The sequence below is a fragment of the Parvularcula oceani genome (genome assembly GCF_000733125.1).
Lineage (GTDB): Bacteria > Pseudomonadota > Alphaproteobacteria > Caulobacterales > Parvularculaceae > Parvularcula > Parvularcula oceani.
This window is the reverse complement of the sequence record NZ_JPHU01000003.1, coordinates 101,693-127,335: the sequence shown is the minus strand read 5'-3', so window position 1 is coordinate 127,335 and position 25,643 is coordinate 101,693. Positions and strand designations below refer to the sequence as shown.

The following is a 25,643-nucleotide window of genomic DNA, read 5'->3' as shown; positions in this document are numbered from 1 at the left end:
TTGTACTGAGCAGCGCGTGGCGCTGCTTTGTGCAAAACTGAAGTGTTCGATTCACGACTCACTAACCACGGAGGGCGCACAAGCACCTCCGTTGAGTGAGGCGGACATGAACAAGATCACGGCGTTCCTGACACAGATCGTTCTGCCGGCGGCCTGCGTGGTAGGCATCGCCTACAACCTGCTGGTGACGCAGAACGGCGAGGAGGGGCGCCGCGCCGCCGCGCTCCTGCGAGAGCAGGTCGCCGTCGAGACGCAGGCGCTCGAAGCCGCGAAGCTTCGCACCGCGCGCCTTTCCGACAGGGCCGACCGCCTGCTCGTCGCCTCGCTCGACCGCGACCTTCTCGAGGAGCGTGTGCGCGCGAGGCTGGGCCTCGTCTCCGCCGAAGAGTACATGGTCCGCATGGGCGACGTCGATCGCCTGGCCGGACTGGAGGCGGAACATGGGCCTGGATCCCGCTACGCTGAACTACAGCATTGAGGAGCGAAGCGAGGCCGGCCGGATCGTCGCTCGCGGCGAGATGGGCGAGGCCGAGCTGACCTATCGCCTGCGTCCCGGCGGCCGCCTGATCGCCGATCATACGGGCGTGCCGCCTTCGATGGGCGGAATGGGCGTGGGAACGGCGCTGGTCGAGCGCCTCTACGCGCTGGCGAAGGAACGGGACCTCAAGATCGTGCCCGCCTGTCCCTTCGTCGAGGACAAGATGGCCAAGCACCCGCAATGGCGCGACGTTCTGACCGCGTGAGCGGGCAGGTGACAGGCAGGCCCCGAGCCTCTATCTGACGGCCATGGTCACCCTCATCGACGCCAAGGCTGCCCGGCACCCCGAGAAGCAGCGCCGCCCCGACAGCCCCGTCCTGCGCAAGCCCGAATGGATAAGGGTCAAGGCGCCGGTCACCAAGGGCTATGGCGAAACGCGCGAGATCGTCCGCTCCAAGGGGCTGGTCACGGTCTGCGAAGAGGCGGCCTGCCCGAATATCGGCGAGTGCTGGGACAAGAAGCACGCGACGATGATGATCCTGGGCGACACCTGCACCCGGGCCTGCGCCTTCTGCAATGTGCGCACGGGCATGCCCGGCGCGCTCGACCCAGAAGAGCCGCAAAAGGTGGCCCGAGCGGTGGCCGAGATGGGCCTCAACCACGTCGTCATCACCTCGGTCGACCGCGACGATCTCGACGATGGCGGCGCGCAGCATTTCGTCGAGGTGATCGAGGCGATCCGCGAGGCCTCTCCGGGAACCACGGTCGAGATCCTGACGCCGGACTTCCTGCGCAAGCCCGAAGCGGCGGTGCAGAGCGTGATCGACGCGCGGCCGGATGTCTTCAACCACAATCTCGAAACCGTGCCGCGGCTCTATCTCAAGATCCGCCCCGGCGCGCGCTATTACCACTCCCTGCGCCTTCTGGAGCGGGTGAAGGACCGCGACCCGGACGCCTTCACCAAGTCCGGCATCATGGTCGGCCTCGGCGAGACGCGCGAGGAGGTCATGCAGGTCATGGACGACATGCGTTCGGCCGGAATCGATTTCCTGACCATCGGCCAATATCTCCAGCCGACCCGCAAGCATGCGGCTGTCGAGCGCTATGTCACGCCCGAGGAATTCAAGTCCTATGAGGCGGTGGCCCGGGCCAAGGGCTTCCTGATGGTCTCGGCAAGCCCCCTGACGCGGTCCTCGCACCATGCGGGCGAGGACTTCGCCCGGCTCAAGGCGGCGCGGCTCGCCCGCGGCTGAGGCGGTCATGCGTCAGCATCACGAGCGGCGGGCGCTGCCCTATAGCCCCGAGCAGATGTTCGACCTGGTCGCGGATGTGGAGAGCTATCCGCGCTTCATTCCCTGGGTCGAGGCGCTGCGCGTGCTGCGAAGCGACGTCGAGGACGGGCAGGGCACGCTGACGGCCGATATGAGCGTCGGCTACAAGATGTTCCGCGAGAGCTTCCGCTCGGAAGTCACGCTGGACCGCGACGCGAAAACGATCGGCGTGAACTATATTCGCGGACCCCTGAAGAGCCTGACCAATGACTGGCGCTTCGAGCCTGCCGAAGGGGGATGCGTGGTCGACTTCACCATCACCTTCTCGTTTCGGAACAGGCTGATGCAGATGGCGGCCAACCAGTTGATGGAAAAGGGGTTCATGCGCCTCGTCGGCGCATTCGAGGCCGAGGCGCGGCGCCGCTACGGCTGATTTTTTATCGATTATCGGGAAGAAACCTCTTGAAACGGACAGGGAGGTGGCCACCTCTTGAGAACGGCGCCGCCCTCGGCGCTCTCGTTCCAGCCCCGGAGGAGCCCAAATGTCCGACGCAAAAGCCAAAGCGAAAGTCTTCGACGAGCAGGAGTTTTCGCGCCAACTCAGACCTGCCTGGACGCCGCTGAACATCGCGCTGATGGTGTTCATGTTCGTCGTCGGCCTGTGGCCGCTCGGCCTCGCGATGATCGTCTATATGAGCTATGGCCGCGAGATGGGCATCGACCTGTCCAACTGGGGCCGGGCCAAGAAATCCGCCTCCCGCGCGATGGACGGTGTCAAATGGTCCTCGGACCGGACGACCGGCAATGCCGCCTTCGACGAGTGGCGTGACAACGAGCTGAAGCGCCTCGACGAAGAGCGCCGCAAGCTCGACGAAGCCCGCCGCGAATTCGACGAATATGTCCAGGAACTGCGCCGCGCCCGCGACCGCGACGAGTTCGAGACGTTCCAGAACAAGCGCCGCGGTCAGAGCGACGACACCCAAGCCTGATCCAAAGCGCTTTCCGCCGGGCCCCTGCCCACTAGGCCCGGACGGCAAGAGAGCCGGCGACGCGTTGCCCCCGCGTTCGCCGGCTCCGGCGCATCCGGGGATGCGCCGCCGTTCGGGCCGCGATATCCGCTTTACTGCTGGGGGCCGGCTTCGTCCTGCGGGCCGGGAAGCTGGCCGACGCCGCCGATGAGTTGCTCGAGGAAGCTGAGCTCCTTGCCGCGGGTCGGCGTCTCGCGATCGACGAGGTCCACCGACCGCCCATCGGACAGATCATAGGTCTCCACGCCGGTCACCTGCCCGTCGTCATCGAAGGCGAAGGCCACGACCTGACGCTGCGTCGTCTCGGTGTTGTAGAAGGCGCGGGAATTGGTGGCCGAGGTGATGTAATACCAGACATCATCGGAGAGAGCCGGGCGGACCGAAGGCTCGCCATAGCGGGCGAGAACGGATTCGCGCGTATCGACCCCGACCTGCGCCTCGAGCGCGCTTTCGCCCCGCTCAATGACATAGCCGTGCCGGGCCCGTGTGGAGACACAGCCTGCGGCCAGAAGGACCATCAGCCCAGCACTCAGAACACGCATTCCCGCTTCTCCTGTGGCGCGCCCCTTTTCAATCGGGGGGGAGCGGCGCCATATCGGCTAGAGTGCTTCGGTGGCATGACGCTGCCGAACTGGCAAGAGTAGGGCGTTCACCAGGCGAATGGTTTTCGGATTCTTAAAGAGCATTGCGCGCCGGGCCTTCGGTCACGACCCGCGCCAGGTCGCCGCGGTTGACCTCTATACGGAAATCGTGGAGCAGGCGCGCTCGCCGGTGCTCTATGAGGAATACGGCGTCCCGGACACGGTCGATGGCCGCTACGACCTCCTCACCTTGCACATGGTCCTCGTCCTGCGGCGGCTGAAGCGCGAAGGCGAGGGGCGGCGGGGCTTCTCCCAGCAGCTCTTCTACGTCATGTTCCGCAATATGGACGACTCGCTTCGCGAGATGGGCGTCGGCGACCTCAAGGTCGGCAAGAAGGTGCGCGAGCTGGCAGAGGCCTTCTATGGCCGTCTCGGCGCCTATGAGACCGCTTTCGAAAAAGACGGCGACGCGGCGCTACGAAGCGCGCTCGGCCGCAATATCTACGGGCAGGAGGATGCGCCGGAGGCCGCGCGGCTCGCCGCCTATGCCCGCGCCGCGGACACGGCGCTCGCCGGGCAGCCCGCGGCGACGCTGACCGCGGGGCGCGTCGCCTTCCCCGATCCCGCCGACATTCCTCAGGAGCTTCGTCATGACCCAGCCTGACCTTCCAAGCTTCAGCCATCTCGTCACCGCCGACAGGATCGTGCCCGGCGACCCCGTCACCGTCTCGCTGACCATGTCCGATGAGGACCGGCAGGCGCTGGCCAAGGCGTGGAGCATTCCGGGGATAGAGGCTCTGTCCGGCGAGGCCCTGGCGGCCCGCCGCGGCGGTGTGATCGAAGTCGAGGGCCGCGTCCGCGCGAGACTCGTCCGCCAATGCGTCGCCTCGCTCGAGGAGATGGACGAGGAGATCGACGAGACCTTCCTCGCCACCTTCACGGATCGCGAGGAGGAAAGGACCGAAGGCGAGTTCGAGGCCGATCTCGATGCGCCCGAGCCGATGGAGGATGGCCGCCTGGACCTCGGCAGCGTGCTGCTCGAACAGCTGGTGCTCGCCATCGACCCGCATCCCCGGCGCCCCGATGCCGAGCCGGTCGAGGATCCGGGAGCGGGCGCCAGGATCACGCCCTTCGACGTGCTCAAGACGATGCAGAAGGGAAGCTGAGGTCCCACATCGGGAACCAGTCCCCTTCGCCCCTGCTATTTTCGCAATGAGAGACTTCAAGCATGAGAACCAAGCTCCTCCTCGGCGCCGCCCTGATGGCGCTCACGGCCTGCAGCGCGGAAACCGCTGAAATCGATACCCAAGCGGAAGACACAGCCGAGATGACGTCCAGCTCCGACTCTGCGCTGATCGCGCCTTTCGACGGCCCCTATGGCGGCGTTCCGGCCTTCGACGAGGTCGCGCTCGAGGATTTCGAGCCGGCGCTCAAGGCCGCCGTCGAGGAGGGCCTCGCCGAGATCGACGCCATCGCGCAGAACGAGGAAAAGCCCACCTTCGAGAACACGATCCGCGCGCTCGAAGAGCAGGGCGGCGCGCTCGACCGCTTCGGCACCTATTACGGAATCTGGTCCTCGAACCTGTCGACGCCCGAATTCCGCGAGATAGAGACCCGGCTGATCCCGGTCTTCTCGGACTATGAAGCGTCGATCATCCAGAACGAGGATCTCTTCGACCGTATCCGGACGGTTTATCAGGACAAGGCGCAGATGCGCGCCCTGACCGAAGAGGAACGGCGCCTCGTCGAGGATTATTATACGGATTTCGTGCGGTCGGGCGCCGCTCTCGACGAGAAGACCAAGACCAAGATCGCCGATTTGAACGAGCGTCTGTCCGAGCTCTACACGCAGTTCAGCCAGAACCTTCTGCATGATGAGCAGTCCTATGTGACCTATGTGCCCGAGGATCGTCTTGGCGGCCTGCCCGACGACCTCGTCGATTCGATGGCCGCGACGGCCGAAGGAAAGGGGCAGCCCGGCAAGTACGCCGTGGCGAACACCCGCTCCTCGATGGACCCCTTCCTGACCTACTCGGACGACCGCGCGCTGCGAAAAGAGGTCTGGGAGACCTATTACAATCGCGGCGACAATGGCGACGAATACGACAATAACGCGCTCATTTCGGAGATCCTCCGCCTGCGTCAGGAGCGGACCCGCCTCCAGGGCTACGGCACCTTCGCCGACCGCGCGCTCGAAAAGCAGGTCGCCAAGACGCCCGAAGCGGCGATGGACCTGATGATGCGCGTCTGGCCAGCGGCCAAGGCGCGCGTCGCCGAAGAGGTCGCCGACATGCAGGCGGTGGCCGATGCGGAAGGCGCGGAGATCGAGATCAAGCCCTGGGACTATCGCTACTATGCGGAGAAGGTCCGCAAGGACAAATACGATCTCGATAATACCGAGGTGAAGCAGTACCTCCAGCTCGAGAACCTCCGCGAGGGGATGTTCTGGATGGCCGGAGAGCTCTACGGCCTGACCTTCGAGGGCCCGATCGACACTGTTCCCGTCTATCACGAGGACGTTCGCGTCTGGGAGGTCTACAAGGACGGCGACCTCCAGGGCCTTTGGTATTTCGACCCCTATGCGCGCGACGGGAAGCGTTCGGGCGCCTGGATGAACGCTTACCGGACGCAGGACAGGCTGAACGGCGAAACCATGCCGATCGTGTCCAACAATTCGAACTTCGTGAAGGGCAGGCCCGGCGAGCCGGTGCTGATCTCCTGGGACGACGCCGAAACGCTCTTCCATGAGTTCGGCCATGCGATCCACGGCCTCCTCTCCGATGTCACCTATCCGACCCTCGCGGGCACGGCGGTGCCGCGGGACTATGTCGAGTTCCCGAGCCAGGTCCACGAGAACTGGCTGGCGACGCCGGAAGTGCTGCAGAATTACGCGCTGCACGTGGATACGGGCGAACCGATCCCGCAGGAGCTAGTTGACAAGATCGAGAAGGCCGCGACCTTCAACCAGGGCTTCGCGACTACGGAATATCTCGCCTCGGCCCTGATCGACATGAAGCTGCACACGCTCAAGGATGCATCGGACATCGACCCCGACGTCTTCGAGCGCGAGACGCTCGAAGAGCTCGGCATGCCCGATGAGCTGCCCATGCGGCACCGCACGCCGCAATTCGCTCATATCTTCTCGGGCGAAGGCTATGCGGCCGGCTATTACGCCTATCTGTGGGCCGACACGTTCGGCGCGGATGCGTGGGAGGCCTTCGCCGAAGCCGATGGCGGCGCCTATGACGAAGAGGTCGCGCAGCGCTTCGTCGAGAACGTCCTCAGCGTCGGCAACACGGTCGACCCGGTCGAAGGCTACAGCGCCTTCCGCGGCCGCGATGTCGACGTGAACGCCCTTATGCGTCAGCGCGGCTTCCCGACGGAAACCGATGCGGACGCTCCGGCCGAGAGCGTGGGCGATCAGGGCATGAACGGCGTCGGCGACGTCGACTGAGACAGGACAGGGGTGGGCGGCGCCCACCCCTCGGCCTCACGCCGCTCGCGGCACAAAGGCATGTGACAGCAAGAAACCGCGCCAGGACCTGGCGCGGTTTCTTGCTGTCACATGTGAGAAAAAATGGTCGGAGTGGCCGGATTCGAACCGACGACCCCTTCACCCCCAGTAAAGTGCGCTACCAGGCTGCGCTACACTCCGACCGTGCCCTTTCGGACAGACCCGGGGTATAGGCATGGCGGACGGCGGGTGCAAGCGCCCGATGCGTGTTTCTAGGCGCCGCCCAGGCTCTCATTGATGCGGTCCTTGAGGACGTGGGAGGGGCGGAATGTCAGGACCCGGCGCGGCGTGATCGGCACTTCCTCGCCGGTCTTGGGATTGCGGCCGATGCGCTCGTTCTTGGCGCGGACCTGAAACGTGCCGAAGGAGCTGAGCTTCACCGTCTCGCCGCGCTCGAGGCAGGTGCCGACCGATTCGAGAACGCTCTCGACGAGTTGCGCCGACTCCTGACGCGACAGACCGACCGCCTGATAGACCGCTTCGGTCAGATCGGCCCTGGTGCGTGTCTTCGCCATCATGTCCTCCGCGATTCGCCGCGCTCTAGTCTGACGTCATATCGCAGCGCGTCAATATACCGAGCCTACAGGCGGAACAGGGCCGCGCCCCAAGTCAGGCCGCCGCCCATGCCCTCGATCATGACGAGATCGCCGTCCTTGATGCGCCCATCGCGCCTCGCGACGTCATAGGCCAGCGGAATCGATGCGGCGGACGTGTTGCCGTGCCGGGCGATGGTGGAGACGATCCTGGAGGTGTCGAGTTCCAGCCGCTTGACCACGCCGGCGATGATGCGCTGGTTCGCCTGGTGCGGCACGAACCAGTCGACCGCGCTCATCGGAATTTCCGCGACTTTCGCCGCTTCGACCATGGCGCTGGAGATCCGGCCGACCGCTTCCTTGAACACCTTGTTGCCCTGCATGCGCAGATGCCCGACCGTGCCGGTCGCCGAGGGGCCCCCATCGACATAGAGGAGCTCGGTCATCGAGCCGTCGCAGCGCAGCATGCTGCCCAATATGCCCCGCTCTTCGGTGTCCTGCGCCTCGAGAACGAAGGCCCCGGCGCCGTCGCCGAACAGGACGCAGGTGCTGCGGTCCTCCCAGTCGATGATGCGCGAGAAGGTCTCCGCCCCGATGACGAGGGCGCGGCGGTGCTGGCCCGTGGTCAGGAAGGCGTTCGCCGTGGACAGCGCATAGACGAAGCCGGTGCAGACGGCGTGAACATCGAAGGCCGCGCCCGCAGTGATGCCGAGCTTGGACTGCACGATGGCGGCGGTCGAGGGGAAGGTCAGGTCGGGCGTCGCCGTGGCCAGCACGATCAGGTCGATATCGTCCGGCGTCAGCCCAGCGTCCTCGAGCGCGGCCCGGGCCGCGCGGGTGGCGAGGTCGGAGGTCCGCTCGTCCTCCGACGCGATATGGCGCTGCGCGATGCCTGTGCGCTCCCTGATCCAGGCGTCGGAGGTGTCGATGCGCTGCGCCAGCTCGTCATTGGTGACGATCCGGGCGGGCAGGGCGCTGCCCGATCCGATGACGACGCCGCGGCGGCTCACGACGGCACCTGCTCGGTTTCGAGGTCTTCCTCGACGGCCTGCGCGCGTTCGGCGACTTCCGCGATGGTGTCGCGGATCTGTTCCTGGAACGGGTGGACGGCGAGATCCTCGGTGATCTGGAGCGCCGCCGCCACGCCGTCGGCATCCGCGCCGCCATGGCTCTTCACGACGAGGCCGCACAATCCCAGAAGCGGCGCGCCGTTGGAGCTCGACGGGTTCATCTTGCCCTTCATCTCCCTGAGGGCGGGCGCGAGCAGCGCCGCCCCGGCCTTGGAGCGCAGGTTCGCCGTCAGCGCCTCGCGGATCCAGCCGCCGATCATGCGGGCCGTGCCCTCGGCGGCCTTGAGGGCGATGTTCCCGGTGAAGCCGTCGGTGACGACGACGTCCACGACGCCGCCGGTGATGTCGTCGCCCTCCACGAAGCCGCGGAAGTCCATGTCCGGGTCGGCCTCGCGCAGCACCTGCGCCGCCCGCCGGATGAGGTCGTGGCCCTTGAGCTCCTCCTCTCCGACATTGAGGAGGCCGACGGTTGGTTGCTCCTTGCCGGTGAGGGCCGCGTAATAGGCCTCGCCCATGATCGCGAACTGGACGAGCTGCTCTGCGGTCGCCTCGACATTGGCGCCGACGTCCAGCACCACCGTGCGGCCGGACCGCGTCGGCCAGGTCGAGGTGATCGCGGGCCGGTCGACGCCCTCGATCATTCTGAGTTGCAGGACGGACATCGCCATCAGCGCGCCGGTATTGCCAGAGGAGACGACGCCGCCCGCCTCGCCCGCCTTCACCGCGGCGATCGCCGCCCACATCGAGGAGTTGCGGCCCTTGCGGACCGCTCGCGAGGGCTTTTCCTCCATGCTGATGACGTCGTCGGCATGGATGATCTCGCAATCGCTCAGGTCGTGGCGGGCGAGGGCGGCCTCGAGCTCGCTTTCGCGCCCGAAAAGGCAGAGCTTGGCGCGCAGTCCATTCGCCCGGGCTCTCGCGCAGCCTTCGACGATCGTCTGCACGCCGCCATCGGCGCCCATCGCATCCACCGCCAGAACGGCGTCCTGCCTTGGAAGTTCTTCAATCTTCACGGGACTGTCCTTCCCTCGCGGAACCGGCTGTCGGCGGCGCGAGGCGTGCTGTCAAGGAAAGGGCGTTCACGGCAGGAACGGATCCTCCACCATGCGGGCGGAGCGCAGCCAGAAGGCTTCGTCGAAGCCGGGGATCTCGAGATTGCCGATGAACTGCCGGACCGACTTGTCCCAGGAGAATTCGAGGGAATGGGCACGGCAGGCCTCTGCGTCGCGCCGCTCGAGCGCGGTCAGGCAGGCCTTGCGGAGATCCTCGTCGAGGCAGCCCGCGCCCGGCGGCGCGTGCTCCATGATCTCCAGCGGTCCGCGCACCGGGAAGGCCGCGACCGGCGTGCCGCAGGCGAGCGCCTCGACATTGACGAGGCCGAACGTATCGGTGCGGGAGGGAAAGACGAAGACGTCCGAGGCGGTATAGCGGCGCGCCAGATCGTCGCCGAATTGCGGCCCGTCGAAGACGACGCCCTTCTTCTCGTAGCGGTCGCGCAGTTCCTCTTGCTGCGGCCCCGAGCCGACGAGCACCTTGGTGCCCGGCAGGTCCAGATCGAGGAAGTCCTCGATCGTCTTCTCGACGGCGAGGCGGCCCACATAGGTGAAGATCGGGCGCGGCAGGTGGTCATAGACATCCGAGGGCATCGGACGGAACGCCTCGGTGTCCACGCCGCGCTCCCAGAGGCGCATGTTCTTGAAGCCCTTCTGGTCGAGCTCGGCCATGAGGGCGGGGGTGGAGACCATCATGGCCTCGCCGTGCTTGTGGAAATCCCGAAGCAGCGCATAGCCCCATTCGATGGGGAAGCGGATGCGCTCATAGGTGTATTCGGGAAAGCGGGTGTGGAAGCTGGTCGTGTAGGGATAGTTGCGGCGGCGGCAGAAGCGGCGCGCCGCGCGGCCCAGCGGCCCTTCCGTCGCGATATGGACCGCGTCGGGCTTGAACGCGTTGAGCTTCGCGGCGACGCGGCGATTGGGAAAGAGGGAGAGGCGGATCTCGCTATAGCCCGGCATGGGCACGGAGCGGAAATCCTGCGGCGTGATGTAGAGCACCTCGTTGCCGAAGCGCTCGAGGATGCGGCCGAGCGTATCCAGCGTGGTGACGACGCCGTTGATCTGCGGCTTCCACGCATCGGTCACGATGACGATCTTGAGGCCGCTCTGCGGATTGGGCATCGGGAATTTCTGCCGGGCCCCGGTCAGGCGCCTGACCCGCCCGCCGATCTTGCGCAGGCGATTGTGCTGATCGGTGTTCGCCGGATTATCTGTCATGAATCGGGTCTAAGCCATGCCGCCAGAGGGGACAATGTGAACCGGCGTGATCGCCGCATCCAGTAGAGGGTGCGCCCGGTTCTTGGGCAAGCTGCAACCCGCTCCGCACGATGTAGCAGATTATTGCTTTGTTGTACTGCACCGCAAAAAAAGCTTGCGGGGCCGCGGGCAGGGTCCTACTTTGTCCTCGGTGGCTCCGGTCACCATGCCCTTCTTGGGCGTTTCCTCCCTAAACTGGCCGCAGCCTCGCGCTGCGGCCGTTTTTTTGTCCGGTGTTCCTTATTCGGCAGCGAAGCTGCGCAGCGCGTCCCTGCTGCCCACCACGCGTTCGGCGGCGGACAGGATCGTTTCGCGGAAGCCGGAAAAGGCGTCGCTGCGCGCGACCGCGCCCTCGTCGAGATAGAGCGACCTGTTCACCTCGATCTGCAGGGCGTGGATCCCCTGGGCGGGGCGGCCATAGAGGGATGTGACATAGCCGCCGGCATAGGGCGTGTTCCGCACCACTTTCAGGCCGGCGGCGCCGAACGCGGTCTCCCAGTCGCGCACGTTCCCCTCGGCGCAGGCCGCGCCGAAGCGGTCGCCGAGGACGATCTGGGGCAGGGTCCGCCCGCCGCCGCGCGAGGGCATCGAGTGCCAGTCGATGATGACGGCTTCGCCGAACTGCGTGAGGCATTCGGTGATCAGCGCCCGCAGGCTGGCGTGATAGGGCTCGTAGCACCATTTGACCCGCGCTCGCGCCTCCGCGGCCGGCAGCCTCTTGGTGTAGATCTGCCGCCCTTCCGCCGCGAGCCTCGGGACGACGCCGAAGCCTGCGAGCACGCGGTTCGACCGCGGGGAGGCGGCTGCGACCGGCCCGTCGAACAAGAGAGGGTCGAGTTCGTCCGGCGCCCTGTTCACGTCCACGAAAGCGCGGGGAAAGTCGGCATAGAGGATCGGCACGCCGATCGCCTCGGCCTCGGGGAGGAGCGCATCGACATAGGCGTCCTCGGACCGGCGCAGCTCGAGAAGCGAGAGCCGCGTTTCCGCGATGAAGCGGGAGGGATATTGCCGCCCTGCATGGGGACAGGCGAAGATGAAGGGCGCGCGCCAATGCGCCGGCCGCGCGATCCTGTGCCCGGGAAAGCCGTCACTGCCGATTTTTGCGACCAAAGCCGCCTCCCATGATCGGCGCCGGACCGGGCCGGGCCGCCAGTTAACGCTTTCTGCGAACCGATGACTACCACCGGCGGCGGAGTTTTGTTAAAGCAGGAGTAACGACCACGGTGTTAGCGATGTGGGACGTTCACGGCACGACGAGGCTGAAGGGTATGGCGGCGATTCTTCTCGCGGAAGACGACGACAGCATGCGGGGCTTTCTGAAGAAGGCGCTCGAGAAGGCGGGCCACGTCGTGGTCGATGCCGGACAGGGCGACGAGGCTCTGACGGAACTCCAGCTGCGGGAATTCGACCTGCTCCTGACCGATATCGTCATGCCGGTCATGGACGGGATCGAACTCGCCCGGCGCGCCGCCGACATCGATCCGGCCATGAAGATCATGTTCATCACCGGCTTCGCCGCCGTCGCCCTCAACCCGGCGAACAAGGCGCCGCAGGACGCTAAGGTCCTCTCCAAGCCCTTCCACCTGCGCGACCTCGTCGACGAGGTCGACAGAATGATCGCGGCCTGAGCAAATCCGCTTGAACCGCAGCGCTTCAGGCGCTATCGGGCGGGTTCCGGGCGCATAGCTCAGTGGTAGAGCACTGCCTTCACACGGCAGGGGTCCGTGGTTCGAACCCACGTGCGCCCACCATTCCCGACATGAGTTCCTGAAGGGCCTCGCGGCCCTCGGCATGCGCAGCACCTTGTCTGCCATTGCCAGTCTTCCTTCGCAGGCCGGGAACCACGAACGCCCTCACGCTGCTGAACGGGTTACAGGTCCGGAGCCTTCGCGCGCTGGCGATCCGGACATGCGCGGCCCGGTGGGGTGCAGACGCCTGGCGCCTCCGCACCCCGGAAGAGGCGGGCCGTCAGGGCGCTGACAGCCCGGACCGGATCTGGTTCTTGCCCGTCGAAGTCCATCCGAGTTCGAGATGGTTGATCGGGACCGTGGCCGTGCCGCCATTATTGGTGATGCCGACCGTGTCCTCGCAGCTCGCGCGGAAGACGACGCCGTCCGAGGGGCCGGTATGCTCATTGTGCAGGAGCGCGATGTCGTTCTCGCTGCCGCAGAGGTTGTGCACCCTCACGCCGCTCGGGGAGGGCGCGTTCCGGATCGTGTCGACGAGCGAGCCGCCCAGATAGGAGGCGATGCCCGGCCCGCTCGTGTAATAGCCGAGGCCGCCATAATAGGTCGTGTACCAGTCCTGCTCCCAGCTCGGCAGGGAATAGGTGCCGTCCCAGCGCTTGAGGAGCTGTTTCGAGCCCGGGAAGTAGTCCGACGCATAGGTCCATTCGTCCCCGCTCCACCACACGCCGTAGCAGACCATGGCATCGTGCGGGACCGGTCCGTTGATGACGCCGCCGCATTGCGGATAGACCGTCAGGCTGAACGTCCATCCGTGGCGGAAGGACAGGTCGATCCCGTTATTGGCCGATCCGAGGAGGATCAGGCGGCGCACATCGCCGCGATAGGCGGTGCCCCAGGACTTCTTCACGCCGGAGATATACATCCGGGCGTTCGAAGCGGCCTTCGACCAGGCCACCACGTCGACTTCGCTCGCGCCGGTGCGGGCCTTGATGACCTTGACCGCGTCGGCGATCTGTTCGGACCAGTAGTAGCCGTCCCCGTTCTTGTGGGGGAAGTTGATGGCGAAGACCTTGTAGCCGTCGCTCGACAGGGTCTGCATCAGGCCGGTCGAGGGGCAGGAGGAGCGGCCGCAGCCATAGCCGCCCGCTTCGTTGGGATCGGCCCAGGCGAGATCGGCGTCCTGATTGGCGCCATGGACCAGAAGGACGGGCGTCGTCCTGACATTGGTGTTCCAGCCCGGAGCGTAATAGAGCAGAAAGCGGGAGGAATGCGGCGAGCCGTCCCCGCCGAAAAAGGTCTTCCTCTGGCCCGACTGGTCGCCGCGCCCGTCGCTCGGGAAGGCTTCCTGGGAGAAGGCGGACAGCGTGTCGCGCCAGCGTTCGACCCGGACCCAGCCGTTCTGGATGCCGCTCGTATAGCTCGCCTCCAGGCTGACCGGGCCGGCGATCGCGCCCGTTCCCCCAAGGCCCATCGCGGCCCCGGCCGCCGCGAGCAGGCCGCCGAGCCAACGCCCGGTGCGGCTGCGCACTGTGTTGCTTCGATCCATGTTTCCTCTCCCTATCCTGGGTTTTTTATTCGATCAGCACCCGTCTCATGAAGCGAGCGAGCAGCGTTCGCCCGGAGCGGGCCTGATCGAGAACGCCGAAGGACAAGAAGGCGTGGATCGCGCCTTCGATGACGTCGAGAGTGAGGGGGATGCCGGCGCGCCGGAGCCGCTCGGCATAGGCGACCGCTTCGTCCCGCAAGGGATCGCAGGCGCCGACCATGATATAGGTGGGCGGGAGGCCTGACAGGTCCTCGCGCAGGAGCGGCGAGACGCGGGGGTCCGAGGGATCGCCGCCAGCGGACAGATAGCCCTGGACCGCCCCGTCCACGGCCTCGCGGGTCAGGAAATGCCGCCCGCTTCCGAAATCGAGGCGCGAGCCATAGGCCTCGTGCGGCCGCGAGACGTCGAGCATGGGGTAGAGGAGGATCTGCGCGAGCACCGCCACGTCCCCGTCGGCGCGCAGGAGCTGGGCCGCGGCCGCGGCGAGGTTTCCGCCGGCGCTGTCGCCCATGAGGAGGATCTGGCCGGGCACCCCGCCGAAGCGCTCCGCGGACGCCGCCGCATCCCGCGCCGCGGCGAGCGCGTCCTCGAGCGGGGCGGGGAAGGGATGCTCCGGCGCGAGGCGGTAGGCGACCGAGAGGATCGGCATGCCGGCCTCCTCGGCCAGCGCGCCGAGGAAGGCGTCGTAATCGTCGAGCGAGCCCAGCGCCCAGCCGCCGCCGTGAAAGAACACGGTGAGCGGCTGGGCTCTCCCCCGCTGTCGTCCGTAAAGCCGGGCAGGCAAGTCGCCCCTCCCTCCGGCGATGCGGACGGGCTCTCCGGGCGGCCCCCCGGCCTCTCCGGAGAAGGTTTCGAACACGCGGCTCGCGCGCTGCCGCGCCGCCGTCATGGGATCGGTCCCGGCGGCATCGGGCTCGGCGAGGATCTCTCCGATCGCCGCGACGAGGGCCCGGCTTGGCGCATCGAGGCCATCGCGGTGACCGGCGCGTTCCTCGGCCGAAATTTCCGTCACGGGGTCAGTACCGCAGGATCAGGCGCGCATCATAGGTGCGCGGCGCGGCGTAGAAGCCGAGCTGGACGCCCGGAAACTCGGAGAGGTTGAAGCCCTGGACCCGGATCGCCTCGTCGGTCAGGTTCTTCACCCCTGCGCGCAGCTCCCACCGCTCGTCCGCGGCCTTGAGCGAGACCAGCGCATTGACCACTTCATGGCCATCCTGCGTGAGGATGGGCGAGGCGGTGATCTCGGTCGCCCTCTCGCCGCGATAGGCCGCATCGACATGGAACAGGGCGGTCATGCCGTTCCCGACGGGCTGCTCGTAATTGATCGCGACGCTGCCGTTCCAGTCCGGCGCATTGACCATGGCCCGGTCGCTGACATCCGTGGCGACGCCGCCGACCAGGATCTCGAACTCCTCATACTGCGCATCGAGCCAGCCGAGCGTGCCGGTGACCGAAAGCCGCTCGCTGAGCTCGCCGAAGAGCTCGAGCTCGAGGCCCTGGATTTCCGCGGCCGCGGCATTGGTGAACTGGCTGACGAAGACGCCGGTGACCGGGTCGGCGCCGAAGGAGGTCACCTGAAGGTCGGTATAGTCATTGTAGAAATAGGCGGCGTTGGCGATCAGCCGGCCATCGGCGAGCGTCGCCTTGGCACCGGCCTCATAGCTCCAGACGAATTCGGGCTCGAAGGCCTCGAAGCCGAAATCGGTCGTCGCCCTCCCGTCGAAGCCGCCGCTCTTGAAGCCGCGCGCGGCGGAGGCATAGAGCATCAGGTCGTCGCTGGCGTCATAGGAGACAGAGACGCGCGGCGTGAAGGCGTCGAAATCCGCCTCGCTTTCGATGGGACCGCCGGGGACGCCCTGTCCTGCGAGGAAGGGCGGCGTGTCCTCGATCGTGGATATGTCCGGATCGAAGAAATTGTCGAAATAGCGGGCCGAGCTCTTCTCCTCGAAGGTGTAGCGGAGCCCTGCGCTCAGATCGAGCCGGTCGGTCGCGGCATAGGTCGCGTCGATGAAGGCGGCATAGCTGTCCGTCTTCTGGTCGGTGAGCGCGAGGCTCGACGTGGCGAAGCCGAAGGCCGTGACCGGGAAGCCGAACAGCGTGGCAGAGCCATTGTCGACGCCGGAGAAGCTCTCGTCATTGTCGGCGAAATAATAGAGGCCGCCCACCGCCGTTAAGGGACCCTGCTCGTAGGTGCCGCGAAGCTCCTGGCTGAACTGCTCCTGCTTCTGCTCGAGAAGGATGTCGAGGATCGGCAGCGGCGTTCCGTCCGTATCGAGATTGAGGTCGAAATCCAGCGTTCGGTAGGAGGTGATGGATTCGAAGGAGAGGCTGTCGGACGCCGTCCAGCGCGAGGTCAGGGAGACGCCGTAGGCTTCGAGGTCGGAGAGGCCGTTGGCGTTGGTCTCGACCTCGTAAGGATCGTCCGAGGCTTCGAATGTCTGGAGGACGAGCGGGTCGGCGGCAGGATCGGGCGTGCCGGTGATGGCGGTTTCCCGAACCGGGCTGCGCGAGGTGTCGGGGCTGTCGATCTTGAGGTCGCCGGACAGGAGGAACTCCCAGTCCTGCGCCGGGGTGAAGAGGAGGGAGGCCCGGCCGGAGACGGACTGCACGTCGCCGTCATCCTCTTCCGTGAAGAGATTGTCGTTATAGCCGTCGCGCCGCGTCGCCGCGAAGGCGACCTTGCCGTTGAGGAGGCCCGGCGCGATCGGGCCGCCCACGCGGCCCTTGGCGGTGAGGAAGTCGTAATTGCCGATGCCTGCCTCGAAATAGGCTTCCAGCTCGTCCGGCGGCGGGGTCGATACGAATTTCACCGCGCCGCCGATCGTGTTCCGCCCGTAGAGCGTGCCCTGCGGTCCGCGCAGGACCTCGACCCGCTCGACGTCGAAAAGCTCGAGGAAGGCGGCCTGCGAGCGGGCGATGAAGACGTCGTCGACATAGACCCCGACGCCGGCGTCGGCGAAGGCGAGGCTGTCGTTCTGCCCGATCCCGCGCAGATAGATCACCGCGTTCGAGGCGTCGCCCTGATCGAGATAGAGGTTCGGCGTCGTGTACTGAATGCCGGACAGGTCGTCCGCCTGAAGCTCGGCGACGCGGTCGTCGTCGAAGACCGACACGGCCACGGGAACGTCCTGAAGCGACTCGGCGCGCCGCCGCGCGGTGACCACGATCTCGTCGATCTCGATCTCGTCATCCGGCGCTGCGTAAGGATCTCCGCGTTCCTGCGCCGCGGCGTTCCCCGGAACGCTCAGCAGGAGCGCGAGCACACCCCATGATACGCTTCGCGCCAGTTTGCTGCCGCGTCCGCTCTGCCTTGATCCCCTCATCATGCCCTCCCTGGAGCGGCCTCTGCCGGGCCGCTTGACCGAAGGGGAATGCTAGGCACGAGAGGAGAGCCGGGTCGATGACGCCTTGGCGCAAACTGAATGGACAGTTTCGCTCAGGCGCGGCAGCCTCGCTGATAGCGCCCGGGGCTCGTCCCGTACCAGGCCTTGAAGGCGCGGTTGAAGCTGCGAAGATCGGCGTAGTGGAGTTGCAGCGCGACCTCTTCGGCGTGCAGTCCCTGCTCCAGCAGGCGCAGCGCGTGGCGGCCCAGCACCTCGTTCCGGAGCGCGCGGAACGACGTGCCGCGTTCGCAGAGGCGCCGCCTCAGCGTGGCGATGCTCATGCCCCTGTCCCGAGCGATCTCCGCCTGGCTGCGTCCTTCGCCGAGGAGGAGGCGCACCCGTTCGACGAGATCGACCTGGCGGCTCTGCCGTTCCCGCCTCGCTATCAGCGCATCGATCGTGTCGAAGACCTCGCGCAGGCGCAAGCCGCGCCGGACCGGGCGCTGCGCGGCGGCGGCATCGTATTCGAGCGCATAGGCCTGCGCGCCCCTGCGCACGGGACAGTCCCAGAAATCCAGGAGGCCGTCCCGTGCGCAGGCGCGTGCGCGCACGAGGCGAAGATCCCGTGTGAGCTCTTCGCCGCAGGCCGTCGCGAGAACGCCGTGAACGAAGATCAGAAGGCTCTTCATCACCGCCTGCTTGACCGCTTCGTCGGCGGTAGGCGCGTAGGGGAAGCTGCTGTCGTCGATCTCGAAGACGAGATGCGCGCCGCGCTCATGGACGGTGTTGAAGCGGCCATTGTGGACGAGGTTGTAGACCCGCGCGAGCGTGCGCAGCGCCTCCTCGAAGCTCCTGGCCTGCGCGAGGGTCTCGACCACGAAGGCGCTGGTGCCCTGCGCTATGGGACGGGCGGAGAGAGAAAAGGCCTCGTCGTCGGCATCCAGGCTCCGCCGACCCATCATCCGGAAATGTTCGGCCAGGCAGACGGTGTCATCGGGCCGGAAAGCCGTGGGGTCCTCGCCAAGCAGGGCAGCGGACAGCCCTCGGCGGATCTGAAGAGCGTCATGGATGGAAACGGAGTCCACTCGCCGAACACCTCAGTCGATAGGAGCGGCAGGATAATGCTCTTCTGTGTTTCCGAGCAAGAGCGCCAGGCGAGGCTTGCCCGGTGCGCGTCGCCCTCTTTCCCTGGCGGCACCTGTTTCAGCCGGCAGCGAGCATAGCAGGCTTTGCGCAGGTGCCGGGCCCCGCGGCGCCTTGCTCGCGCCGGGCATCGCGGAGGCGGACCGCGCGGGATGAGGCTTCGGCTTGGCGAACCGCTGGCGGCAGCGCTGTCAGGACGCTTCTCTCGTCCGGCCCGATGCCGCTTTCTTGCGTCCGCTCCAGGCCGTCAGCGTCTCGGTCAACACGTCCCGCCGAATAGGCTTGGTCAGGAAATCGTCCATGCCGGCAGCGAGACACTCCTCCCTTTGCCCGCCGATCGCATGGGCCGTCAGGGCAATGATCGGTGTCCGCTCTATGCCGTTCGCCTCCTCATAGGCCCGCAGGCGCTTCGTCGCCTTCAGGCCGTCGAGGTGCGGCATCGAGACATCCATGAGAACGAGATCGAATGACGCCGTCTTGAACGCCTCGCAGGCTTGCAGGCCGTCCTCGGCAAAGGTGAGCGCGTATCGATCCCGGTCGATGAAGTTCTCGACGATCATCTGGTTCACCTTGTTGTCCTCGGCGACGAGGACGCGAAGGCGGTTTCCCACGGCCGCTTCCACCGCCTGCGGTTCGGCCGGTTCTGTCCGCCGAGCGGCCGGTCGATCGTCGAGGGCGGCCGCAATGCTGTCGTGAAGGGTGCGCGCCCGGACGGGCTTGACCAGGCAGTCGCTGGCTCCGAGCGCCCTGAACGCTGCGAAGGCGTCGTCGCGGTCGACCGACGACAGAACGACGATCCCAGCCGGAGCCACCCTGAAGGACGCGGCGATATGCTCTGCGACCGCGAGGCCGTCCACCTCCGGCATGTGGTAGTCGAGAACGACGACGTCGTAAGGGTTTCCTTCCCTCGCCGCATCGTCGAGCGCCGCGATCGCTTCCGCCCCGCCCGCCGCCCGGTCCGTCCGCAAGCCCCATTCCCGGCACTGCTCTTCGAGGATCACGAGGTTCACCTCGGTGTCATCGACGAGAAGGATGCGCCCGGCCCCGATCGGCTCGAGGGCGCCGCGCCTGTCCGCTTGCCGGTCCGAGACGTCCAGCGGAAGCTCGAACCAGAATGTGGAGCCGCGTCCGACCTCGGAAGCGACCTCGATCTTGCCGCCCATGCTCTCGATGAGGCGGCTCGAAATGGTGAGGCCGAGGCCCGTTCCCCCGAACTGCCTCGTGGTCGCCTGTTCGGCCTGGCTGAATTCGTCGAAGATTAGCGCGAGCTTGTCCGGCGCTATGCCGATGCCGGTATCGGACACCTCGAAGCGCCAATGCCCGTTCCCGCCGGGCTTCACCTCGATCAGAACGTGTCCTGCAGCGGTGAACTTCACGGCATTGCCGGCGAGGTTCGTGACGACCTGCCGCAGACGATGCGCATCGCCGATCAGCGCAGGGGGCAGGTCGGGGCTGCACCGCACGGCGATCTCGACGTTCTTCTCGTGAGCTCTATTGGCCAGAAGCGACGCCACGTCCTCGCAAAGGTCGCGCGGGGCGAAGGGTTCGGCGAAGAGTTCGAGCTTGCCTGCCTCGATCTTCGAGAAATCGAGGATGTCGTTGATGATGGTCAGGAGGCCCTCGCCCGACCGGTTGATCGTTTCGACGAAGGCGCGCTCGCGCGGCGGCAGATCGCTCGCCAGCAGGAGTTCCGACATGCCGAGGACGCCGTTCATCGGCGTCCTGATTTCATGGCTCATATTCGCAAGGAAAGCCGACTTGGACCGGCTGGCCGCCTGGGCGACCGCCACGGCGTTCCGGGCGGTGTCGAGCTCTCGCTCCGTCCGCACCGCGTTCCGCAGGCGGGACAGCATGGCGTTCTGCCGATAGACCATCGTGACGGTGAGCGTGACCATCAGCCCGATCATCAGGGTCATCCAGCCCGCTTCGGGCGTCCCCTGGACGAACATGCCGATGCAGAAGGGGATCGCCGCGAGAAGCACCGACGCGACGCCGACACGCGGCATCCAGCTGAGGGTCAGCGCAGTCGTCATCGATGAGACGCCGACGGCGAAGGCCAGGAAAAGCAGGTCCTCCGTGGTCGTGTAGGAGAGGTTGATCCAGTTGGCGATCCCGCACCCGAGCCCGATCAGGGGCACCACGTAGCGCATGTAGCCGAACTGGGCCTTCGCGGCGTCATGATCGCCGCCGGCGTGCCAGATCTTGAGAAGCTTGGGGACGCGAACGGCGAAGATGAGGAGCACGAGTGCGGTCGGCCCGACCGACACGGCTTTGGGGGCCGTATCCCACAAGCGGATCGACACCGCGCAGAAGCAGACGACGATCATGGCATAGGCCACGAAGAGGTCCTGTGCGACGCGCAGATAGCCCGAAGGTTCGGTCCGGGACCCGGATCGCTCGTCGGTCGCCTGATCCATCACCATGCCTCCCCCCCCGGCCGCTCTACGAGCGAGTGCTTTGTGATCCTCAGAGATTAAGATTGCATCCGGGAATTATCGGCGCGCTGGCCCGCTGGCTTCGGGAAATCTTTACGGCTTTCGCTGTCGCTGACCGACGAAAGGCAGGGCGGGATTCCGCGTCGCCTGGAGCGAAGCGACCGATCAAGCTTTTTGGCACGTTGCGGGTGGCGGAGGGTTGGCGCGAAGTTCGAATGAAAGACTGCCGCACTAGGGTGTCGCGAAAGACATCGAATAGGCTAAAGATTGTTCTATGACAGAATTAAGAGAGATCGATGGACCGGTCATAGAGTAATGTGATTTATATTTTTCGATTAATTCACTAGTTTAATCAAGAATACTGCACAGCCTAATACGCCTACGGCAGCAAATATAAAGAAAATAGCAGCTAAGGCGATGCGGGTGCCGTCGCCGGGCCGCTGAGCCACGATCTCAGACTCGCTAGCATATTCGAGGCCGGAAGCGTTTTCGTCTGTCATCATAATGAGGAAAAACAAAGACATGGCCAATATCGATACGACACTAGAAACCACTATCACTGCTGTGAGGATAGAAGACATCCCGAATCCAATCTAAATTTTTCTGTGCGCTGACTAATGGGCCGCGGTGCTATAGATCGCTTCAAGCTTCTTCGAGGCTTGATCGATGCCGTAGAGCTTGGACATTTGAGTTGCCGCTCTTGCTCCCATTTTGGAAAGCTCTCCATGGTCGAGGCAGGGCTCGATCGAATTGCAGATTTCCTCCGCAATGAAGGACTGAAGGTCGTCCCACTCTTCAGGGCCAGCACGACCAAGTGAGGACCAGCGACGCGAATCGTTTACGTCGATAGGTATAGTCCACCCATCTACTCTGTTACGTATTAGCTCCCGTGTAGCGAAAACGTCGAGAGCTAGTCTCGGCAGGCCTTGCAACCCAGCTTCAACGACAACCCAGCCTAAAGACTCGTCGATAGAGGGGTGAAGGAAGAGATGAGATTGTGCCATGAGGAATTTGACTTGATGGTTAGGAATTTTTCCATGGAAAGTTATCCAGTCACTCTCACTAAATTGGGCTATCTGCTCATCCGGATTGGGCACGAAACCAGGAGCTGCATACATCCGATTACGCCGGAACCCGCCAACTACGTCCAGATGGATGTTTGCTCCCCGTGCACGTAGCCGTTCTACTGCCCGAACCACTCCTTGTATGCCTTTATGAAACAGGTGATTGCCGACAATCAGGAACCGAAATTGTCCCTGTTGTGGACGATCTTCAGCAGGGGGGTACTGACTGATCCCGCCGCGAAAGACCTGAATTTTGTTTGCCACGTCACCTCTGCCGAACTGGCGGGCGCGCCGAACCGCGACCTCACGGGCAATTTCGCTCAAGGCGAATATTCCTAAGCACCTCTGAGAATCCAAGCAGTCATACGCAAACGACATTGCTGAATTTGTTGGGTTCCCTAGTAGGCGGGGGAATTCCGACTCAAAGCTTACAATAAATCGTCCATTCAAAGGTATCTGATTAAATGTGTGTACAAAATCAGATTTGCTAGGTGCTACAAGTGGGAATTGATGGAGGTTCTTTGACGATCGAAATAACTTAGATCCATTGATCGACATGCATTTAGAAAAGGATGCGTTCCTTGCTAGGAGCCCGTAGCTAACCTTTTCTAAGCCATAATCTTCATATAGAACCCCCGCCTTTACGCGTTGTGTGTCAGTAACTGTTCCTATCGAGAATTTGGTCATGCCCCCTCATTTCACTCGTTCTATGCCGTGGCGCAGCAATGCAGCGAGGACTGAGACGCTCAAGACGAGCGCAATGGTCAGCATCGTCCCATGAGACTTGACCATTTCGCATTGCCCCTTGCCCTGCCGCATTGGTGTCACAATCGCGCGACGCCGGACAATGACAGTTCAGCTCAGCCCCAACGGACAGTTTCGCTCACGGTCGGGCCATGGTTCGGGAAAACTCACTCAAGCCGCGCGCCCCTCCGTGTTCTACGTCCGTTCTCATGAGCGGAAGGCGCGGAACCTACAGCCCATCGAACAAGAGGGAGCTTCCTCAGCAGCCCGCCTGCCAGCGCACCCTTGCGGGGGTCGACAGATGGTGGATCGCTCGAGGCCGCGCCCTCCTGCGCGCCGCTATGGCGAAGCACGTGAAGAGCGCGGCCGAGCGGAAGGCCCTTTGCCGCTTTATTGAGGCCGAGCTGATGCGGATGCGCGGCGAGGTGCTGGCGTCGGGCGTTTAGGCGAACTCGCTGAAGGAGCGGGAGCGGTAAGCTTGATGAGGGTGCGGACGATACAGGAAGAGCCCGGGGTCCACTTGAGGCCAAACGCGTAGACGGGCTGGGAGACGTCTAACTATGCAGTGTTCATATAGAGCATGGCGGAGGAGGAGGGATTCGAACCCCCGGGACGCGTGAACGCCCAACGGTTTTCAAGACCGCCGCTTTCGACCGCTCAGCCACTCCTCCGGCGGGAGCGCTCTAGCCTTTGGGCGCGCGCTTCGCAATCAGCCGCCATAGAGGCGCCCGGGCAGCCAGGTGGCGAGGCCAGGGGCGGCGGCGAGGAGGGCGAGCATGACGATCTGGATGGCGACGAAGGGCAGCGCGCCCTTATAGATCGCGGTGGTCGGCAGCTCGGGCGGGGCCACGCCGCGCAGGTAGAAGAGGGCGAAGCCGAAGGGCGGGGTGAGGAAGCTCGTCTGGAGGTTCACCGCCATCATCACGCCGAGCCAGACCGGATCGAGCCCGAGGGTGAGAAGCGCCGGGGCGACAAGCGGGACGACGACCAGCGTGATCTCGATGAAGTCTAGGAAGAAGCCGAGCACGAACATGACGAGCATGACCGCGATCACCGCCCCGACGACGCCGCCGGGCGTCGCGGCGAGAGCGTTCGCCACCGTCTCGTCGCCGCCGAGCCCCCGGAAGACCAGCGTGAAGAGGGCCGCGCCGATCAGGATCGTGAAGACCATGGCCGTCACCTCGGTCGTCTTGACGAGGACCGGGCGGAGGAGCCCGCGCGCAAAGAGGGCAAAGATCGCGGCGAGAACGCCGATGGCGAGGCCCGCGCAGGCGATCATCGCGACGGCGATCGCGAGCGTGTTGACGTCCTGGCTCTCGTCCCGCCCGAGGCGCAGGTCGAAGAGGAAAGGCATGACGGCGAGGACGCCGAAAGCCAGAAGCCCCAGGCGCGAGAGCTGCTTTGGCAGGCCTTCGGCGACCTGCGTGCCCGAGCCCGCGATGAGGAGGGCGCCGACGGCGCCGACGGCCGCCGCCTCGGTCGCTGTCGCGACGCCTGCCAGGATCGAGCCGAGCACGACGACGATGAGGATCAGCGGCGCGGGAAGCGTGCGCAGCGCAGCCGCAATGCCCTGCCTGAATGCGAAGCGGTCCTCCGGCGGCACGGCCGGCGTCTTCTCGCCCCTGAAGATGGCGAGCCCGATCAGATAGAGCATGTAGAACCCGACCAGGACGAGGCCGGGCAGGAGGGCGCCCGCGAAGAGGTCGCCGACCGACACGGTTTCCGGCGCGAAGACGCCCTGGCGCAGCTGGCTCTCCTGATAGGCGTTGGACATGACGTCGCCGAGCAGGATGAGCACGATCGAGGGCGGGATGATCTGTCCGAGGGTGCCCGCAGCCGCGATCGAGCCTGCCGCGACCGAAGGGGCATAGCCCCGGCGCAGCATGGTCGGCAGGCTGAGAAGGCCCATTGTGACGACGGTCGCCCCGACAATGCCGGTCGAGGCGGCCAGAAGCGCCCCCACCACCATGACCGAGAGGCCGAGCCCGCCGCGCAGAGACCCGAAGAGGCGCGCCATGGTGTCGAGAAGGCGCTCGGCGATGCCGGACCGCTCGAGGATGACGCCCATCAGGATGAAGAGGGGGACGGCGAGAAGGACCTGGTTCCTGACGATGCCGAAGATCCGTATGGGGAAGGGCTCGGCGATGAAGGCGGCGTCGAAGGCGCCGATGGAGAGCCCCAGAAGGCCGTAGAGCAGCGCGACGCCCGCAAGCGTGAAGGCCGCCGGGAAGCCCATCAGCAGCAGGGCGCAGAGCGTGATCACCATGGCGATGTCGAGCCAGGTCGCGCAGGCGCAGAGGCACAGGATCAGCTCATCGAACATCAGCGCGCCTTCAGCGCCCGGACGAGCGCCTCCATCCGGACGAAGGCGGCGAGGGCGAGGACAATCCCGAAGGCGGGAATGAGCGTCTTGAGGAGGTAGACGAGATGGATGCCGGAGGGCTCCGGCGAGCGTTCGAGTTCGGCCCAGCTCGCCGCGACGTAAGGGCCCGCCGCGATGACGATCAGCGCGCAGACCGGCAGGACGAAGACCGTAAGGCCCGCAAGGTCGACCAGCGCCCGCCGCCGCGCGCCCCAGCGGGTATAGAAGACGTCGACCCGCACATGTTCGTCCGCGAGGAGCGCCGCGCCGCCTGCGAGCAGGAACATGGCACCGAAGAGGTAGAGCGTGCTCTCCTGCAGGGCGATGACGCTGAGCGCGAAGACCGATTGCAGGACCACGACCGCCATCTGCACGAGGGCGAGGAGGAGGGCGGCGGCGCAGGAGATCCAGAAGGCGCCCGTCACCACGGCGCGGGCGGGCCCCGCCAGCTGATGCGCGAGCCTTGCCGCGGCGCCGGATCGCAGCGCCGCGAGCGGCAGCGCGGCGAGGAGACCGGCGAAGAGGACCATGAGCGCGATCAGCATGCCGCCCCC

The 25,643-nt window shown here is 65.5% G+C and carries 24 protein-coding genes and 3 tRNA genes; 10 read left to right on the top strand and 17 right to left on the bottom strand.

The features are described 5' to 3' along the window. Nucleotides 1–106 precede the first annotated feature (106 nt). The 5 genes from IE88_RS0104840 (at nucleotide 107) to IE88_RS0104820 (ending at nucleotide 2,738) form a co-directional block, all read left to right on the top strand. Complete coding sequence (locus tag IE88_RS0104840; protein WP_031550971.1) at nucleotides 107–478, top strand: FtsB family cell division protein; 372 nt, start codon at nucleotides 107–109, stop codon at nucleotides 476–478. Further along, complete coding sequence (locus IE88_RS0104835; protein WP_051881520.1) at nucleotides 441–743, top strand: GNAT family N-acetyltransferase; 303 nt, start codon at nucleotides 441–443, stop codon at nucleotides 741–743. Before IE88_RS0104840 ends, IE88_RS0104835 begins: the two co-directional genes overlap by 38 nt. Nucleotides 744–786: 43 nt before the next feature. Continuing rightward, complete coding sequence (gene lipA, locus IE88_RS0104830) at nucleotides 787–1,731, top strand: lipoyl synthase (protein WP_031550964.1); 945 nt, start codon at nucleotides 787–789, stop codon at nucleotides 1,729–1,731. 7 nt (nucleotides 1,732–1,738) lie between these two features. Further along, complete coding sequence (locus IE88_RS0104825; protein WP_031550961.1) at nucleotides 1,739–2,182, top strand: type II toxin-antitoxin system RatA family toxin; 444 nt, start codon at nucleotides 1,739–1,741, stop codon at nucleotides 2,180–2,182. A gap of 109 nt (nucleotides 2,183–2,291) precedes the next feature. Then, on the top strand, nucleotides 2,292–2,738 hold the full coding sequence (locus IE88_RS0104820; protein WP_051881519.1) for a DUF2852 domain-containing protein: 447 nt from the start codon (nucleotides 2,292–2,294) through the stop codon (nucleotides 2,736–2,738). Nucleotides 2,739–2,869: 131 nt separating this feature from the next. On the opposite strand, the gene IE88_RS0104815 is transcribed toward IE88_RS0104820, so the two are convergent. After that, nucleotides 2,870–3,319, bottom strand: a complete 450-nt coding sequence (locus IE88_RS0104815) for an outer membrane protein assembly factor BamE (RefSeq protein ID WP_036766615.1) — start codon at nucleotides 3,317–3,319, stop codon at nucleotides 2,870–2,872. Between the two features lie 118 nt (nucleotides 3,320–3,437). Between IE88_RS0104815 and IE88_RS0104810 the strand changes: the two genes are divergently transcribed. From IE88_RS0104810 to IE88_RS0104800, 3 genes are all read left to right on the top strand, one after another. Next, on the top strand, nucleotides 3,438–4,022 hold the full coding sequence (locus IE88_RS0104810) for a ubiquinol-cytochrome C chaperone family protein (protein ID WP_051881517.1): 585 nt from the start codon (nucleotides 3,438–3,440) through the stop codon (nucleotides 4,020–4,022). Beyond that, nucleotides 4,009–4,524 (top strand): YceD family protein, encoded by a 516-nt coding sequence (locus IE88_RS0104805; protein ID WP_031550949.1) that lies wholly within the window; start codon nucleotides 4,009–4,011, stop codon nucleotides 4,522–4,524. The genes IE88_RS0104810 and IE88_RS0104805 overlap by 14 nt, the downstream gene beginning before the upstream one ends. A gap of 62 nt (nucleotides 4,525–4,586) precedes the next feature. Then, nucleotides 4,587–6,812, top strand: coding sequence for a M3 family metallopeptidase (locus IE88_RS0104800; protein WP_051881516.1), 2,226 nt, complete (start codon nucleotides 4,587–4,589; stop codon nucleotides 6,810–6,812). Nucleotides 6,813–6,936: 124 nt separating this feature from the next. Here the strand turns inward: IE88_RS0104800 and IE88_RS0104795 are convergent. From IE88_RS0104795 to IE88_RS0104770, 6 genes are all read right to left on the bottom strand, one after another. Next, nucleotides 6,937–7,013, bottom strand: a tRNA-Pro gene (locus IE88_RS0104795). Between the two features lie 71 nt (nucleotides 7,014–7,084). Beyond that, nucleotides 7,085–7,390 carry an integration host factor subunit alpha gene (locus tag IE88_RS0104790; protein ID WP_031550943.1) on the bottom strand — a complete coding sequence of 102 codons (306 nt, stop codon included), beginning with the start codon at nucleotides 7,388–7,390 and terminating at the stop codon, nucleotides 7,085–7,087. Between the two features lie 62 nt (nucleotides 7,391–7,452). Continuing rightward, nucleotides 7,453–8,415 carry a beta-ketoacyl-ACP synthase III gene (locus IE88_RS0104785; protein ID WP_031550940.1) on the bottom strand — a complete coding sequence of 321 codons (963 nt, stop codon included), beginning with the start codon at nucleotides 8,413–8,415 and terminating at the stop codon, nucleotides 7,453–7,455. Beyond that, complete coding sequence (plsX, locus tag IE88_RS0104780; protein WP_238319263.1) at nucleotides 8,412–9,488, bottom strand: phosphate acyltransferase PlsX; 1,077 nt, start codon at nucleotides 9,486–9,488, stop codon at nucleotides 8,412–8,414. The genes IE88_RS0104785 and plsX overlap by 4 nt, the downstream gene beginning before the upstream one ends. Before the next feature lie 66 nt (nucleotides 9,489–9,554). After that, nucleotides 9,555–10,745, bottom strand: a complete 1,191-nt coding sequence (locus tag IE88_RS0104775) for a glycosyltransferase family 4 protein (protein ID WP_081871441.1) — start codon at nucleotides 10,743–10,745, stop codon at nucleotides 9,555–9,557. Between the two features lie 279 nt (nucleotides 10,746–11,024). Further along, the gene (locus tag IE88_RS0104770) at nucleotides 11,025–11,894 is read right to left on the bottom strand and encodes an N-formylglutamate amidohydrolase (protein ID WP_051881515.1); all 870 of its coding nucleotides are present in this window, start codon (nucleotides 11,892–11,894) and stop codon (nucleotides 11,025–11,027) included. A 158-nt stretch (nucleotides 11,895–12,052) separates the two neighbouring features. On the opposite strand from IE88_RS0104770, the gene cpdR reads away from it, so the two are divergent. Then, a complete protein-coding gene (gene cpdR, locus IE88_RS0104765) occupies nucleotides 12,053–12,412 on the top strand; it encodes a cell cycle two-component system response regulator CpdR (protein ID WP_031550928.1) in 360 nt (119 codons plus the stop codon). Nucleotides 12,413–12,460: 48 nt separating this feature from the next. After that, a tRNA-Val gene (locus IE88_RS0104760) sits at nucleotides 12,461–12,535 on the top strand. Nucleotides 12,536–12,752: 217 nt separating this feature from the next. Here IE88_RS0104760 and IE88_RS0104755 read toward each other — a convergent pair. From IE88_RS0104755 to IE88_RS0104710, 10 genes are all read right to left on the bottom strand, one after another. Then, nucleotides 12,753–13,943, bottom strand: coding sequence for an esterase/lipase family protein (locus tag IE88_RS0104755; RefSeq protein ID WP_420330127.1), 1,191 nt, complete (start codon nucleotides 13,941–13,943; stop codon nucleotides 12,753–12,755). 100 nt (nucleotides 13,944–14,043) lie between these two features. After that, nucleotides 14,044–15,030: an alpha/beta hydrolase gene (locus IE88_RS0104750; protein WP_051881514.1), complete on the bottom strand. Its 987-nt coding sequence runs from the start codon at nucleotides 15,028–15,030 to the stop codon at nucleotides 14,044–14,046. Between the two features lie 4 nt (nucleotides 15,031–15,034). Continuing rightward, the gene (locus tag IE88_RS0104745) at nucleotides 15,035–17,344 is read right to left on the bottom strand and encodes a TonB-dependent receptor (RefSeq protein WP_156032376.1); all 2,310 of its coding nucleotides are present in this window, start codon (nucleotides 17,342–17,344) and stop codon (nucleotides 15,035–15,037) included. Between the two features lie 110 nt (nucleotides 17,345–17,454). After that, nucleotides 17,455–18,426, bottom strand: a complete 972-nt coding sequence (locus IE88_RS0104740; RefSeq protein WP_031550917.1) for a helix-turn-helix domain-containing protein — start codon at nucleotides 18,424–18,426, stop codon at nucleotides 17,455–17,457. A 249-nt stretch (nucleotides 18,427–18,675) separates the two neighbouring features. Beyond that, nucleotides 18,676–20,901: a response regulator gene (locus tag IE88_RS0104735; RefSeq protein WP_162178298.1), complete on the bottom strand. Its 2,226-nt coding sequence runs from the start codon at nucleotides 20,899–20,901 to the stop codon at nucleotides 18,676–18,678. Nucleotides 20,902–21,254: 353 nt separating this feature from the next. Next, complete coding sequence (locus tag IE88_RS0104730) at nucleotides 21,255–21,500, bottom strand: hypothetical protein (protein WP_031550911.1); 246 nt, start codon at nucleotides 21,498–21,500, stop codon at nucleotides 21,255–21,257. A 33-nt stretch (nucleotides 21,501–21,533) separates the two neighbouring features. Further along, nucleotides 21,534–22,307 (bottom strand): glycosyltransferase family 4 protein, encoded by a 774-nt coding sequence (locus tag IE88_RS17785; protein WP_162178297.1) that lies wholly within the window; start codon nucleotides 22,305–22,307, stop codon nucleotides 21,534–21,536. A gap of 1,001 nt (nucleotides 22,308–23,308) precedes the next feature. After that, a tRNA-Ser gene (locus IE88_RS0104720) sits at nucleotides 23,309–23,398 on the bottom strand. 38 nt (nucleotides 23,399–23,436) lie between these two features. Then, the gene (locus IE88_RS0104715; RefSeq protein ID WP_051881512.1) at nucleotides 23,437–25,050 is read right to left on the bottom strand and encodes a TRAP transporter large permease; all 1,614 of its coding nucleotides are present in this window, start codon (nucleotides 25,048–25,050) and stop codon (nucleotides 23,437–23,439) included. Then, complete coding sequence (locus IE88_RS0104710) at nucleotides 25,050–25,634, bottom strand: TRAP transporter small permease subunit (RefSeq protein WP_051881511.1); 585 nt, start codon at nucleotides 25,632–25,634, stop codon at nucleotides 25,050–25,052. Before IE88_RS0104710 ends, IE88_RS0104715 begins: the two co-directional genes overlap by 1 nt. Nucleotides 25,635–25,643: the final 9 nt, after the last annotated feature.

What these genes read in the sequence shown, in the direction of transcription:
- IE88_RS0104755 (WP_420330127.1), bottom strand. Translation starts at nt 13,943, where the DNA reads ATGGGCCTTGGGGGAACGGGCGCGATCGCCGGCCCGGTCAGCCTGGAG.
- IE88_RS0104710 (WP_051881511.1), bottom strand. Translation starts at nt 25,634, where the DNA reads ATGCTGATCGCGCTCATGGTCCTCTTCGCCGGTCTCCTCGCCGCGCTG.
- lipA (WP_031550964.1), top strand. Translation starts at nt 787, where the DNA reads ATGGTCACCCTCATCGACGCCAAGGCTGCCCGGCACCCCGAGAAGCAG.
- IE88_RS0104810 (WP_051881517.1), top strand. Translation starts at nt 3,438, where the DNA reads ATGGTTTTCGGATTCTTAAAGAGCATTGCGCGCCGGGCCTTCGGTCAC.
- IE88_RS0104775 (WP_081871441.1), bottom strand. Translation starts at nt 10,745, where the DNA reads ATGACAGATAATCCGGCGAACACCGATCAGCACAATCGCCTGCGCAAG.
- IE88_RS0104745 (WP_156032376.1), bottom strand. Translation starts at nt 17,344, where the DNA reads ATGATGAGGGGATCAAGGCAGAGCGGACGCGGCAGCAAACTGGCGCGA.
- IE88_RS0104800 (WP_051881516.1), top strand. Translation starts at nt 4,587, where the DNA reads ATGAGAACCAAGCTCCTCCTCGGCGCCGCCCTGATGGCGCTCACGGCC.
- IE88_RS0104835 (WP_051881520.1), top strand. Translation starts at nt 441, where the DNA reads ATGGGCCTGGATCCCGCTACGCTGAACTACAGCATTGAGGAGCGAAGC.
- IE88_RS0104820 (WP_051881519.1), top strand. Translation starts at nt 2,292, where the DNA reads ATGTCCGACGCAAAAGCCAAAGCGAAAGTCTTCGACGAGCAGGAGTTT.
- cpdR (WP_031550928.1), top strand. Translation starts at nt 12,053, where the DNA reads ATGGCGGCGATTCTTCTCGCGGAAGACGACGACAGCATGCGGGGCTTT.
- IE88_RS0104730 (WP_031550911.1), bottom strand. Translation starts at nt 21,500, where the DNA reads ATGTCTTCTATCCTCACAGCAGTGATAGTGGTTTCTAGTGTCGTATCG.
- IE88_RS0104735 (WP_162178298.1), bottom strand. Translation starts at nt 20,901, where the DNA reads ATGGATCAGGCGACCGACGAGCGATCCGGGTCCCGGACCGAACCTTCG.
- IE88_RS0104840 (WP_031550971.1), top strand. Translation starts at nt 107, where the DNA reads ATGAACAAGATCACGGCGTTCCTGACACAGATCGTTCTGCCGGCGGCC.
- IE88_RS0104790 (WP_031550943.1), bottom strand. Translation starts at nt 7,390, where the DNA reads ATGATGGCGAAGACACGCACCAGGGCCGATCTGACCGAAGCGGTCTAT.
- IE88_RS0104715 (WP_051881512.1), bottom strand. Translation starts at nt 25,050, where the DNA reads ATGTTCGATGAGCTGATCCTGTGCCTCTGCGCCTGCGCGACCTGGCTC.
- IE88_RS0104805 (WP_031550949.1), top strand. Translation starts at nt 4,009, where the DNA reads ATGACCCAGCCTGACCTTCCAAGCTTCAGCCATCTCGTCACCGCCGAC.
- IE88_RS0104825 (WP_031550961.1), top strand. Translation starts at nt 1,739, where the DNA reads ATGCGTCAGCATCACGAGCGGCGGGCGCTGCCCTATAGCCCCGAGCAG.
- IE88_RS0104815 (WP_036766615.1), bottom strand. Translation starts at nt 3,319, where the DNA reads ATGCGTGTTCTGAGTGCTGGGCTGATGGTCCTTCTGGCCGCAGGCTGT.